This is a genomic window from Shewanella sp. Actino-trap-3, assembly GCF_002836275.1.
GTDB lineage: Bacteria > Pseudomonadota > Gammaproteobacteria > Enterobacterales > Shewanellaceae > Shewanella > Shewanella psychromarinicola.
In genome coordinates this window covers 3,023,327-3,036,762 of record NZ_PJCE01000001.1, presented here as the reverse complement: position 1 = coordinate 3,036,762, position 13,436 = coordinate 3,023,327, and the positions used below count along the sequence as shown (strand labels likewise).

11 protein-coding genes are annotated in these 13,436 nt (G+C 43.6%); 10 read left to right on the top strand and 1 reads right to left on the bottom strand.

Annotation, left to right across the window (positions count from 1 at the left end; translation table 11 throughout):
* The first annotated feature begins 15 nt into the window (after positions 1-15).
* The 3 genes from leuD to glpK all read left to right on the top strand — a co-directional run bounded on the left by leuD (position 16) and on the right by glpK (position 4,588).
* Positions 16-621: a 3-isopropylmalate dehydratase small subunit gene (gene leuD, locus CXF80_RS12990; RefSeq protein WP_101033259.1), complete on the top strand. Its 606-nt coding sequence runs from the start codon at positions 16-18 to the stop codon at positions 619-621.
* A gap of 477 nt (positions 622-1,098) precedes the next feature.
* On the top strand, positions 1,099-2,451 hold the full coding sequence (locus CXF80_RS12985; protein ID WP_101033258.1) for an outer membrane protein transport protein: 1,353 nt from the start codon (positions 1,099-1,101) through the stop codon (positions 2,449-2,451).
* A 640-nt stretch (positions 2,452-3,091) separates the two neighbouring features.
* Entirely contained in the window at positions 3,092-4,588 is a 1,497-nt protein-coding gene (gene glpK, locus CXF80_RS12980) for a glycerol kinase GlpK (RefSeq protein WP_101033257.1), read from the top strand.
* A 12-nt stretch (positions 4,589-4,600) separates the two neighbouring features.
* Here glpK and CXF80_RS12975 read toward each other — a convergent pair whose 3' ends face one another.
* Positions 4,601-4,921, bottom strand: coding sequence for a hypothetical protein (locus CXF80_RS12975; protein ID WP_101033256.1), 321 nt, complete (start codon positions 4,919-4,921; stop codon positions 4,601-4,603).
* Between the two features lie 1,054 nt (positions 4,922-5,975).
* Here CXF80_RS12975 and mraZ point away from each other — a divergent pair.
* The 7 genes from mraZ to mraY are packed head-to-tail and all read left to right on the top strand — an operon-like array spanning position 5,976 to position 13,426.
* Positions 5,976-6,434, top strand: coding sequence for a division/cell wall cluster transcriptional repressor MraZ (gene mraZ, locus CXF80_RS12970; RefSeq protein WP_101033255.1), 459 nt, complete (start codon positions 5,976-5,978; stop codon positions 6,432-6,434).
* Positions 6,435-6,459: 25 nt separating this feature from the next.
* The gene (gene rsmH / locus CXF80_RS12965) at positions 6,460-7,401 is read left to right on the top strand and encodes a 16S rRNA (cytosine(1402)-N(4))-methyltransferase RsmH (protein ID WP_101033254.1); all 942 of its coding nucleotides are present in this window, start codon (positions 6,460-6,462) and stop codon (positions 7,399-7,401) included.
* A gap of 14 nt (positions 7,402-7,415) precedes the next feature.
* Positions 7,416-7,730 (top strand): cell division protein FtsL, encoded by a 315-nt coding sequence (gene ftsL, locus CXF80_RS12960; protein ID WP_101033253.1) that lies wholly within the window; start codon positions 7,416-7,418, stop codon positions 7,728-7,730.
* An 11-nt stretch (positions 7,731-7,741) separates the two neighbouring features.
* Positions 7,742-9,481, top strand: a complete 1,740-nt coding sequence (locus tag CXF80_RS12955; protein WP_101033252.1) for a penicillin-binding transpeptidase domain-containing protein — start codon at positions 7,742-7,744, stop codon at positions 9,479-9,481.
* Positions 9,465-10,958, top strand: coding sequence for a UDP-N-acetylmuramoyl-L-alanyl-D-glutamate--2,6-diaminopimelate ligase (gene murE, locus CXF80_RS12950; protein ID WP_101033251.1), 1,494 nt, complete (start codon positions 9,465-9,467; stop codon positions 10,956-10,958). The genes CXF80_RS12955 and murE overlap by 17 nt, the downstream gene beginning before the upstream one ends.
* Positions 10,955-12,343: a UDP-N-acetylmuramoyl-tripeptide--D-alanyl-D-alanine ligase gene (locus CXF80_RS12945; protein ID WP_101033250.1), complete on the top strand. Its 1,389-nt coding sequence runs from the start codon at positions 10,955-10,957 to the stop codon at positions 12,341-12,343. Before murE ends, CXF80_RS12945 begins: the two co-directional genes overlap by 4 nt.
* Complete coding sequence (gene mraY, locus CXF80_RS12940) at positions 12,344-13,426, top strand: phospho-N-acetylmuramoyl-pentapeptide-transferase (protein WP_101033249.1); 1,083 nt, start codon at positions 12,344-12,346, stop codon at positions 13,424-13,426.
* Positions 13,427-13,436: the final 10 nt, after the last annotated feature.

Sequence of the window (13,436 nt, the reverse complement as noted above, 5' to 3'; positions counted from 1 at the left end):
AAACAAGGATATTTTATGCAAGCTTTTACAGCACATACCGGTTTAGCGGTAGCCATTAACAGCGCCAATGTCGACACTGATCAAATCATCCCTAAGCAGTTCTTGTCAAAAGTGACTCGTGACGGTTTTGGGGTGCACTTGTTCCATGATTGGCGTTATTTAGATGATGCGGGTGATCAGCCTAATCCTGAGTTCGTGCTCAATCAGCCTCGTTACCAAGGTGCTTCTATTTTATTAGCGCAAGAAAACTTTGGTTGTGGGTCATCACGTGAACATGCACCTTGGGCATTAGCTGATTTTGGTCTTAGGGTCATCATTGCCCCGACGTTTGCGGACATATTTTACGGCAACTCGATAAATAATGGCTTTCTACCGGTAACGCTAACCTCTGCTGAAGTACAACAATTGATGGATGAAGTGGCAGCCCAAGAAGGAGCGCAGATTACAGTAGATTTACATGCGCTAACGGTCACATCACCCTCTGGTTGTGTGTTTGATTTTGCCATGGTTGAGTCTGCAAGGCATAAATTACTCAATGGTCTGGATGCTATCGGATTGACATTGTCATTTGAGCAACAGATCAGTGACTATGAAGCTCATATACCCGATTGGTATGCATAATCTGCTATCACTGAGTGTTTAGTGTGTCGTTAATATTGTGTAAACAATGAATTAAAACCTCTTCATGTTGTCATGAAGAGGTTTTTTTTGTTTTTAATTGTAAAAACTTTTATGTAACCATTTTGTACACAAAAACAAGCTAGGCTTATTTTAGACCAATATTTTTAACCATTTAAGCTTATTGTTATACGATAGTTTTTATTTAAGATACTGTTTATTAATGCAAAAAATTAACTATTGGTAAGGTGAGGTCCATTAGATTTACCGTTACCCTGTTTTTCGGGTTGTCTTTTACATCATTAAATCAAAAGTTTGATCACGATCACAATTTAAAATTGAATCACTCACTTCTTGTTCAGTCCCTTGCGGCTGTTGCAATGCTTTTTTGGATCAGTACACTGACAGCTTCATTTAAGTCGAGCTTTAACTCTATGTAAGCCGATTTATGCAGTTTGAATCTAAACACAGAGAATTATAATGAAAAAAACAGTGTTAACACTGGCGATTAGCGCCATTGTATTTGGGGCAACGACTCAAGTGAATGCGGCAGGTTTCCAACTTGCAGAATATTCAGCGACAGGTTTAGGACGTGCATTTGCTGGTGAAGCCGCCATTGCAGATAATGCGTCAACTCAAGCGCGTAATCCTGCGATGCTGGCTTATCTCGAAGGCCGCCAGGTGTCATCAGGCGGCATCTATGTCATGCCAAATGTGGATGTGATGGGTGATGTTGGCATTTCTTCACCACTATTAGGCTCAGAGCCATTAGTGATCGGTGCAGATGACTACGATGTTGCTGATAATGCACTCGTGCCAAACTTTTACTATTCAAACCAGTTGAATGACCAATGGACTTGGGGTTTAGCCGTCAATTCAAATTATGGTTTAGAAACCAATATTCCAGTGGCGGATGCGGCGGCTATTTTTGGTAGTAAAACCTCAATTACGACTGTCGAATTTAACCCGAATGTTGCCTACCGTCTTGATGATGCATTTACCGTAGGCGCTGGTCTTCGTGTGGTGTACGGCGAAGGTGAAGTGGGTGCTACTGCGCCAGGTTGGATTGATACGATTAAAGCCAATCCTAATTTACCTGCAAGCATTAGCGCACGTTTACCTGCGGGTGGGACTAATCTTAAGTCAATGGAAGGTGATGATGTTGGCTATGGTTGGAAAGCGGGCGCGAGCTGGCAAGTTAACTCCGCTAACCGCATTGGTTTGGCTTACCACAGTGGTGTTGATCTTAAACTAGACGGTCATGTGTCTGGCGTGATTTATAATGGTGGCCAAGACATCGAAATTGAAGGCTATTTACCGATTGAGTTACCTGCCTTTGCCGAACTTGCTTCTTATCATCAGTTAACCGAAAATTGGGCGATGCATGCCAGTGTGAATTGGACTGAATGGAGCGTGTTTGAGCAACTAGTAGCGTATTTCCCTGGAGATGTTAAGCCAGTAGGTGGTTTAACGTCAGACGTAGTAAAAGAAGAGAACTTTAAAGATAACTGGCGTTATGCGCTGGGTACTACCTATACCCTTAATGACCAGTGGACATTACGTGCTGGTATGGCATTAGATACAACTGCGGTTGATGATCAGCATCGCACCACAACCATTCCAGATTCTGACCGTTTATGGTTCAGCGTTGGTACCGGTTATCAAGTCTCCAAAAATCTGAATGTTGATGTGGGTGTGACTTACATTCGCACTCATGGTGACGCACCAATTACTGAGACTCAGGGCCTACAAGACCTTGCAGCGGTTAGCTATACTGGTGAAGCCACCGGTGATGTCTGGTTAACAGGTGTGCAGTTAAGCTATAAAATGTAATCGATGTCGTTGGATATCATTGATCAAAGGGCCTCGCAATTGCGGGGCCTTTTAGTCTGCTATTTACGTGATGCAGTTAAGCTACTAACATCATTAAATAGCCTAAAATCATGATGAGGTTTATACCCAAACGACCCCTAGATGCAGTATTTAACATGTCGAGAAGAGACAAGGTTTAAGGTGCTAGGAATAGGGCGCTATGCTTACGGAAAGCTGATAACGGATAACAAGCGAACGCTGCGCTCACGGATAGCGCGGTCTAGGGTCGCTTCTAGGTGCTAGAGAGCCTGCGGCTGCTAGGATCTAGAAGGACGAAATCCGCCCTCTGGCTAGCTTGCCAGTTCCTAGAACCTATAAGTCGCGAAGCGACGCTCTCGGTAAGGCAGTCCCATTACCTTCAATTACTGCCTTGTTCGTTTTCCTACGGGAGTACTGACACGAGCATGTTGAAGTGGTTTGGGTTTATGCTAACAGAGGACATTTCCTTGCATTGATTTTATATATCGATTTAGGATGTAATGTTGGATTAGTCAGTACAGAAACGATATAAAAAATTATAAAACCCATATAAAACAATTATGTAAGTAATTGGATAATAAAACCACATAACAGATCACATCTACATGAGATAGGAAGTCAGATGGTTGCAAATAAATACATTGTCGCGTTAGACCAAGGCACTACAAGCTCTCGTGCCATTGTGTTTGATCATCAAGCCAATATCGTCGCCGTGGCTCAGCGTGAATTTACCCAACATTATCCGCAAGCGGGATGGGTAGAGCATGATCCCATGGAGATATGGTCTTCACAAAGTTCAGTACTGGTTGAAGTACTGACTCGTAAAGGGATAAGTCATCATGATGTTGCCGCGATTGGTATTAGCAATCAACGTGAGACCACGATAGTCTGGAATAAACACACAGGTAAGCCAGTATATAACGCCATTGTATGGCAATGCCGCCGCAGCCAAGCAATATGCCAACATCATAAAGCACAAGGTGCTGAAGAGATGGTTCGTCAGAAAACCGGGCTAGTACTTGATCCGTACTTTTCGGCGTCAAAAATTGAGTGGATTTTGAATAATGTTGACGGTGCTCGTGAACAAGCAGAAGCGGGCGATCTATTGTTTGGCACCGTTGACACTTGGTTGGTGTGGAAGCTAACACAAGGTAACGTTCATGTGACCGAACCGACTAATGCCTCTCGGACCATGTTATTTAACATTCACGATCAACAGTGGGACCAAGAATTACTCGATTTGTTTACGATACCTCGGGCAATGTTACCTGAAGTGAAACCTTCTTGCGCAATATACGGTTATACCGAACTTGCAGGCAATCCTGTTCCCGTGGCGGGGATGGCGGGTGATCAACAATCGGCTTTGTTTGGCCAATTATGTATCGAACCTGGGATGGCTAAAAATACTTATGGCACAGGGTGTTTTTTGTTAATGAATACCGGTGACAAAGCTGTCGAGTCAACCCATGGTTTATTAACCACCATTGCTATTGGTACTGATGCAAAAGTGAATTATGCCTTAGAAGGCTCGGTATTTATGGGAGGGGCCGTGATTCAATGGTTGCGTGATGAGCTAGGTCTTATTACCGATGCCTGCGACACTCAATATTTTGCCGACAAAGTGAGTGACACCAATGGCGTGTACTTAGTGCCTGCATTTGTGGGCTTAGGTGCACCTTATTGGGATGCCGATGCCCGTGGTGCCATCATTGGCTTAACCCGTGGCGCCAATCGGAATCATATTATTCGTGCGGCATTAGAGGCGATTGCTTACCAATCACGTGATGTGCTTGATGCTATGAGTAAAGATTCTAATGTACCACTGACACAAATTCGAGTCGATGGTGGTGCGGTGGCTAATGATTTTTTAATGCAATTTCAAGCAGATATTACTGGGGCAACGGTTATTCGTCCCCTTGTAACTGAAACCACCGCGATGGGGGCGGCATTTCTAGCGGGCTTGGCCGTTGGTGTGTGGAAGTCGACGGATGAATTACAAACCATGCTGTCTACCGAGCGGGAATTTACCTCGACAATGGATATAGAGATCCGTGCAAAGTTGTACCATGGTTGGAAGCAAGCAGTATCTCAAGTGAGTCCTAATGGTAACCTTGCTTAACTAAGGCAAGCGTTACACTTCAATATCAATATGCTGACTGGCGGTTTCTCCACGAGTAGAGAATCGCTTATCACTTTTCATTCGTCTAATTTTGTTACCGACATTTTTTTTCTCATTAACCGTTCGCGGTTTGGCTCGCCTATCTTGTAGAGGTGCTTCCTGCCGTTGAATAGGCATTTTATGGCTAATATTTGGTGGTAATTGTGACTGAGGCGCCTCGTGACTGTCCGCACTAATCGCACTGGCATTTTTGACTTGTTCAACAATCCGTTTACGTTCACTCACAGCCTGTACTGGCCTGGCTAGCATGGCATAAATGCTGTCAATACTCATGTTGCTCTCCTGTAACGATGAAATGACGGTGATGTTAATCATCATAACTGTTTATCGACTCAGGTTGGTTAAAATTTAATCTTTTTAGGTTAAGAATAATTTGGCTGACATTTTCATACTCTTGATTGATGCATTTAGACTGGCCCTTTGCTTGTGGTGGGTATCAGCAAATATGCTCATTTCATTATTGTTATGCGTTATTTCAATGATGCATTAACACTAACAGAATAATGCTAACAGAGCGTTACTAACAGAGTGACGTCAACAACGCGTCGCTTTGATCTTAGCTGACCAAAGAAGGTGTAACTTCTGGTTGGATTTAGATTTAGTGTGATCACCGCGTTATTCACTTTCGAGCACTGCCTTTAACCGTTTTCATTGAGTCATCACAACCGCATGACCCTTAAGGCATTAAACATAATTAACTGTGATTGCCAGATAAATTGATAAAATGCTGCGCTCAACATTAAGATATCGAAGACAAATACCGTGATCTTGAGTGATAGCGTTTTAGCATAAGCTAATGATACCAAGTCGTTTAAGCATTGTTATTCATTTCATCAGTACAATGCACATCAAGGTGAATAAAGAGGCTTTTACGTCTCAATAACGCGGCGATCAATCCTGAGATTGAATACAGTCGCAAGACATTGCATAAGATAAGGCGGTTTTTAACGATATAAAGTGGACTCAGTCGACTATTTGTTGATCTTTAATGTGATTAAAATGGCGTTTATGGGCAAGATTACGACGTAAAGATGGAGTATTCGAAGCATAAAATAAGATTAATTAAAAAGATCACGTGTTTATTTTTGCCGATAAAACGACCGTTATGTCTCTGGTTTAACTCATTTACCCTGATTTTTAGCTGTTTTCTACAAATGGCTCTGTCATTCATCCTGCTTGATATTAATTTGCTGCTAACCCGCTTGGTGTCTGGATTTAATATATCTGTCCATCCCTTGACAAAACTTGCATAGAGTCCCTAAACTTAGCATTTGTGGGAAGAAGTGGATCATTGTGGATCAAATGATAACAATAAGGACTCAATAACGTGTTTCGTGGTGCCAGTGCAATCAACATGGATGCTAAAGGGCGGATCGCTATTCCAGCGAGATACCGTGATGCGTTGCGTGTTGAACATGCCGGTACTGTGATTATTACCGTAGACATTGAAGCCGCTTGTTTATTGATTTATCCGCTACACGAATGGGAGCAGATTGAAGCAAAGCTAAGATTGCTTTCTGATACCGATCCACTTGAGCGCTCCTTTAAACGAAAATTACTAGGTCACGCACAAGATTGCGAACTAGATAGCCACGGACGCATTGTGATCCCGCCGGCATTACGAAGTTTCGCCAGTTTAGAAAAGAAAACCATGCTGGTGGGCTTACTGAATAAATTTGAATTATGGGAAGAGAGTGCTTGGCAACAACAAATGGATGATGGCAATACGCTCATTCAAAGCCAAGATTTAGCCAGCAATGAACGCTTGGCACACTTTTCACTGTAGTGACCAAAAAGGTTAGAAGAATCCAATGAGCCAAGAGTTTGCCCATTTATCTGTATTACTAAATGAAACCGTCGATGGTCTCAATATCCAAAGTGATGGCATCTACATTGATGGCACTTTTGGCCGTGGTGGGCATTCGCGTCATGTGTTGAGTCATTTGGGTGAAAATGGTCGCTTAATTGCGATAGACAAAGATCCGCAAGCCATCGAGGCTGCTAAGCAGTTTGCTGATGACCCACGATTCCAAATTGTCCACGGTGGCTTTGGTCAATTAGCTGAGTATGTCGATGAGCTTGGATTAACAGGCCAGATTAATGGTGTATTGCTTGATCTTGGCGTGTCGTCGCCACAATTAGACGATGCGGAACGTGGCTTTAGTTTTTTACGTGACGGCCCGCTCGATATGCGTATGGATAACAGTCAAGGTCAAACCGCTGCCCAGTGGATAGCGCGTGCAGAAATTGAAGATATGGCATGGGTATTTAAAACCTACGGTGAAGAAAAGAATTCGCGCCATATTGCACGTTGTATTGCAGCTGATCGTGAGAAGACACCCTTTTTACGCACCAAAGACTTAGCCGATTTAATCGCGCGTATTACCAAAAAGAAAGAGCGTAATAAGCATCCAGCGACGCGAGTGTTTCAGGCGATTCGTATTTACATCAATAGCGAATTAGAACAAATAAATCAAGCGTTAGAAGGTGCTTTAGCGGTGCTAGCTCCCCAGGGCCGTCTATCAGTGATCAGTTTCCATTCCCTAGAAGATCGTATGGTGAAACGTTTTATTCGTCGTCATAGTCAAGGTGATAGCGTGCCACATGGTTTACCGATCACAGAAGCTGAAATTAATAAATCTCGTAAATTAAAAGCCATGAGTAAGGCGATGAAGCCTTCTGATGCGGAATTAGAGCAAAATCCACGCGCGCGCAGCTCTGTGTTACGAGTTGCCGAGCGTCTGGATTATTAACCACTGAGGGTAATGTGAGCCAATCACCATTAAATTTGCCTCAGATTGTGTTACACGACATTTGGCACCACAAGTGGATATTGCTGTTGAGTGTATTGGTTGTGATGAATGGCGTAGCCGTAGTTTACACCAGCCATGTAACGCGTAAGTTGATTACCCAATGGGATCAGTTGCTGCAAGAGCAAGATCGCTTGGATATTGAATGGCGAAATTTATTATTAGAAGAACAATCGCAATCTGAGCACAGTCGCGTGACTCGGATTGCAACCAAAGAATTAAATATGACTCGGCCGCTTCCTAAGGAGGAAGTGATGATTCGAGTCAAGTGAGCATAGGGAATATGGCTAGACAAGCAAAACAAAAATTAAATCACGAACTTATTCCATGGCGTTTATACGTTGTGGTGGGTTTTGTATTGTTATTATTTTGCAGTCTAGTTGCACGTGCAGCTTATATTCAAATTATTGAACCTGACAGACTTCGTCACGAAAGTGATATGCGCACGTTACGCACAACCAGTAACCAAGTTCAGCGAGGCTTAATAACCGATCGCAATGGCGATATGCTGGCGGTCAGTGTGCCCGTGAGAGCGGTGTGGGCGGATCCCAAACATGCCTATGATCAAGATGCGTTTAAAGATATGCGCCGTTGGCAAGCGCTCGCCGATGTATTGCAAGAGCCTGTTGATGAGCTGGTTAATAAAGTTAAAAACAACCCTGACAAACGCTTTGTATACCTCAAACGTCAGGTAACATCAGCGGTTGCTGACTATATTGAGGAGCTTAAAATTGGCGGTATTTATCTTAAACCAGAATCTCGCCGTTATTATCCCTCAGGTGAAATAGCCGCTCAATTAATTGGCATTACCAATATTGACGATGTGGGTATTGAAGGCATTGAGAACACTTATAATACGTGGTTAACCGGGACGCCATCTAAACAAAAAGTCCGTAAATCCCGCGATGGTAGCGTTGTTGAGCGTTTAGATATAGTACAAGAAGGCGAAAGCTCTAACGATTTAGTGCTCAGTATTGATCAACGTATTCAGCAATTGGCTTATCGCGAACTGAAGCGTGCGACTGAAACATACCAAGCGACTTCTGGATCTGTGGTGGTTATTGATGTTAATACCGGCGAAGTATTAGCGATGGTGAATACGCCTTCATATAATCCCAATGCCAGAGATAATTTACAGCCACATCGAATGCGTAATCGCGCGTTAACTGACACATTTGAACCTGGTTCAACCATAAAACCCTTTGTTGTTGCTGCAGCACTTGAAGCTGGCACAGTGAAAGTGAATGAATTGATATCGACATCACCAGGTTGGATCCGCCTCGGTGGGCGTCAAGTTCGTGACTCCCATAATTACGGTGAAATGTCATTAGCTAAAATTCTGGTTAAGTCGAGTAACGTTGGCATTAGTAAACTGGCGTTGTCGATACCTGTACAACAGTTATTAGCCACTTATCAATCAATGGGGTTAGGTAATTATTCAGGTATTAATTTAACCGGTGAAAGTGCTGGGTTAATTCATGTTCGTCATCGCTGGTCTGACTTTGAGCGTGCCACCCTGTCTTTCGGGTATGGCTTGACTGCGACGCCGTTACAAATTGCACGTATGTACGCCACGCTAGGCAGTGGCGGCATTCTCTATCCTGTGTCGATATTAAAGCTAAGGAAAGCACCCAAGGGTGAACAAGTGATTTCAACTCAAGTTGCTCACGACGTAATGAAAATGTTAGTGGGTGTGACTGAGGCTGGAGGAACGGCGACGAAAGCGCATATTGATGGTTACCCTGTAGCCGGTAAAACCGGTACCAGCCGTAAAGCCGTTGCCGGTGGCTATGGCGATGACTATGTGGCTATATTTGCGGGCGTTGCACCGGTTCATAAACCGCGTTTGGCCATTTCGGTTGTGATTAATGAGCCCAAAGGTGACAAATATTACGGTGGTGACGTTGCTGGCCCCGCATTTGCTAAAATTATGTCTGGTGCCTTACAAATGCTTAATGTTGAACCGAGGGATGCTATTCACTTGGCCGCTGTGCAAGGAGTCCACCATGATGTTATTAAATGATCTATTAGCACCGTGGTTTCATTATTCTGGCGGCGAATCCATTAATGGATTAACGCTAGACAGCCGTGATGTTAAAGCGGGTGGTTTATTTGTGGCCTTGCCTGGTCATAAAGTCGATGGTCGAGTCTTCATTCCTCAAGCGATCCAAGCGGGAGCTGCGGCAATACTGATTCATACTGATAATTCTGATGAACATGGCAGGGTCGATCGCCTTCAGTATACTGTGCCATTAGTGTATTTTTCCCAATTAAGCCGTCAATTATCGGCAGTTGCCGCACAGTTTTATTTACCCAATAGTCAATCGTTGTCTTTAATTGGAATAACGGGGACCAATGGCAAAACCTCTGTCAGCCAAATTATCGCTCAAATTGTTCATTTACTCGGCCATCAAGCCGCTGTGATGGGGACGTTAGGTAATGGTTTGTGGGGGCAACTTGTTGATAGCGGCAATACAACTGCAGATGCGGTGACTGTTATGCGCCAACTTGGAGAGTTTGTTGCTCAAGGCGCTGAACTGTGTGCGATGGAAGTGTCGAGCCATGGTTTAGTCCAAGGACGCGTCGAAGCGGCGCCATTTAATATAGCTGTTTTTACTAATTTAAGCCGTGATCATCTAGATTATCATGGTGATATGGATAATTACGCCGCAGCTAAAAAACGCTTATTTCAATTCCCCAGTGTACAACATGGTGTGATTAACCTTGATGATACCGTCGGTGCCAAATGGTTGACAGAACTGGCGAACCAAAAGAATAAATCCTTCAGCATTCAAGCTAATACCACAGCGGACTTTTACTGTGATGCCATCCAATACCATGACGCTGGGGTGACGGCGACACTGCATTTCACCGACATTGACAGTGGACGCCCGCTAAGTGGGACGCTTAGCTCACCGCTATTAGGTGCCTTTAATTTGTCTAATCTTGTAGCAGCCATATCGGTGTTATATCTACAAGGAATGGCAATGGCATCAATATTAGCCGTACTGCCACAGTTGATCCCTGTTGCAGGGCGTATGGAACGCTTTTCATCGGTTAATAAAGCTACTTTGGTTGTTGATTATGCTCATACTCCAGATGCCATTGAACAAGCCTTAAAAGCATTAAAACTGCACTGCAAAGGGACGTTATGGTGTGTATTTGGTTGCGGTGGCGATCGTGACAAAGGTAAACGTGCTTTGATGGCACAAGCCGCTGAGCAATATGCAGATAAAGTGATGATCACGAGTGACAATGCCAGAAGCGAAGATCCACAAGCCATTATCAATGATATTTTACAAGGTATTAGTCAGCCTCAAAACGTACTCACCGAGGTTGATCGTATTCAAGCCATTACCCATGTTGTCTCATTGGCACAAGCTGACGATATTGTGCTGCTTGCGGGTAAGGGTCATGAAACCTATCAAGAAGTGGCTGGCGAGCGAATTGATTATGATGAACGTGCTTTAGCATTCAAGTTGTCTCAGGAGACGTTATGATAAGTGTCAATCTATTAGCATTAGCGCAGCACCTTAATGGCACGTTAACAGGTCAAGATAGCGTCATCACCAGTGTTAGTACAGATAGTCGCAATATTGCCGCTCAATGTTTGTTTATCGCATTAAAAGGCGAGCGTTTTGATGGCCATGATTTTGCTGCTACAGCGGTAAAAAATGGTGCGGTAGCACTTTTGGTTGATCATCTATTAGTCGATAACCCTGTTACAGCAGGTATTGCGCAAATTGTGGTCGCTGATCCCCAAAAAGCTATGGGCGAAATGGGCGTTTTAGTTCGCCAAACAGTTGCACCTATTTGTGTGGCCTTAACCGGATCAAACGGCAAAACCAGCGTTAAAGAAATGCTGGCCACTATTTTATCTCAACATCACCAAGTGTTGTTTACCGCGGGTAATTTTAACAACGATATTGGCGTGCCGTTAACCTTGCTGCGGTTAACTGAAGGTGATGAATATGGGGTATTTGAGCTTGGTGCAAACCATCGTGGCGAGATTGATTACACCTCATCACTAGTTCAACCCCGAGTCGCATTGGTTAATAATATTGGCAATGCTCACCTTGAAGGGTTTGGTTCGCTTGAAGGTGTTGCTCAGGCTAAATCTGAAATTTTTAATCATCTTTCACAAGATGGCACCGCAGTTATCAATGCTGATGACACGTTTGCCGATTTTATGTTGCAACGGTCCACTGGGCGAAAACAACTGCGTTTTTCCCGTGAGATAAATGTTGATGCCGATGTTACCGCGACAGACATAGTGACAGATACCAATGGTTGTTCTCAGTTTACATTAACTTTTTCTGGGCAGCGTGAAGTGGTGCAGTTACCACTTGCTGGCATGCATCAAGTGAGTAATGCGCTTGCCGCTGCATCTATGTGTATTGCTTTAGGACTATCGCTTGTTGAAATTGCCCAAGGCTTTGCATTACTCCAACCCGTAAAGGGCCGAATGCAGCCTCACGATCTTGGTAGAGTGTTATTAATTGATGATAGTTATAACGCTAATCCAACATCGGTCAGTGCAGCGATTAATTGGTTGCAACAACGAGATGGATATCGTTGTTTAGTGCTGGGAGATTTAGGCGAATTAGGCGACAATGCTGCCCCTTTGCACGCCAGTATTGGATTGCAGGTTAAAAATGCAACCATAGAGTCGTTATTTTGTTGCGGCCAGCTATCGGCAAATACCAGTGAAGCATTTGGTAGTAAACACTTTATTGCTCAAGAGGCATTAATTGTGGCATTACAAAAACAGTTAGCAAGTATCACAGGTAATATCACCGTTTTAGTTAAAGGTTCCCGCAGCGCGGCTATGGAGCGAGTTGTGGACAGTTTATTAGATGCCTACGGGCGTGGGGAGTTAGTGTAAATGCTGGTTTATCTAGCCGAGTATTTAACCCAGTTTTATTCAGGGTTTAACGTTTTTTCATATGTGACGTTCCGGGCTATTTTAGGCTTGTTAACCGCGTTGGTATTTAGTTTGTGGTGGGGACCTATTTTGATCAATCGTTTGCAGATGTTGCAAATTGGTCAAGTGGTTCGAAGTGATGGCCCAGAGTCTCATTTTAGCAAACGCGGTACGCCGACAATGGGTGGCATATTGATCCTTGCGGGTATTTTTATCAGCGTGTTGTTATGGGGTGATTTATCCAACCGTTACGTATTAGTGACTTTGTTTGTATTGGCTAGTTTTGGGCTTATTGGCTTTATTGATGATTATCGTAAAGTGGTAAAAAAAGATACTAAAGGTCTGATTGCTCGCTGGAAATATGCTTTTCAGTCTATCGCCGCTTTAGTGGTGGCAGTGTATTTGTACAGTACATCGACCATGGTCGGCGAAACCCAACTAGTGGTGCCATTTTTTAAAGATATAATGCCTCAATTAGGCATCATGTTTATCGTTTTAGCGTATTTCACCATAGTTGGTGCCAGTAATGCGGTTAACTTAACCGATGGTTTAGATGGCTTGGCGATTATGCCAACTGTGATGGTCGCGGCTGCCTTTGCATTAATTGCTTACTTATCTGGCCATGCTCAATTTGCCAATTATTTACACATTCCTCATTTACCTTTAGCGGGCGAATTAGTGATTGTGTGTACTGCAATAGTCGGTGCTGGTTTAGGCTTTTTATGGTTTAACACTTATCCCGCACAAGTGTTTATGGGGGATGTGGGGTCATTAGCATTGGGCGCCGCATTGGGTGTGATTGCCATTTTAGTTCGCCAAGAAATTTTGTTGGTTATTATGGGTGGCGTTTTTGTGATGGAAACGGTATCGGTGATCTTACAGGTGGGCTCGTATAAGTTACGTGGTCAACGTATTTTCCGTATGGCGCCTATTCATCATCACTATGAGTTAAAAGGGTGGCCAGAGCCGCGGGTTATTGTGCGCTTCTGGATTATCTCGTTGTTTTTAGTGTTACTGGGTCTTGCGACTCTAAAATTACGCTAAGCAATTAATA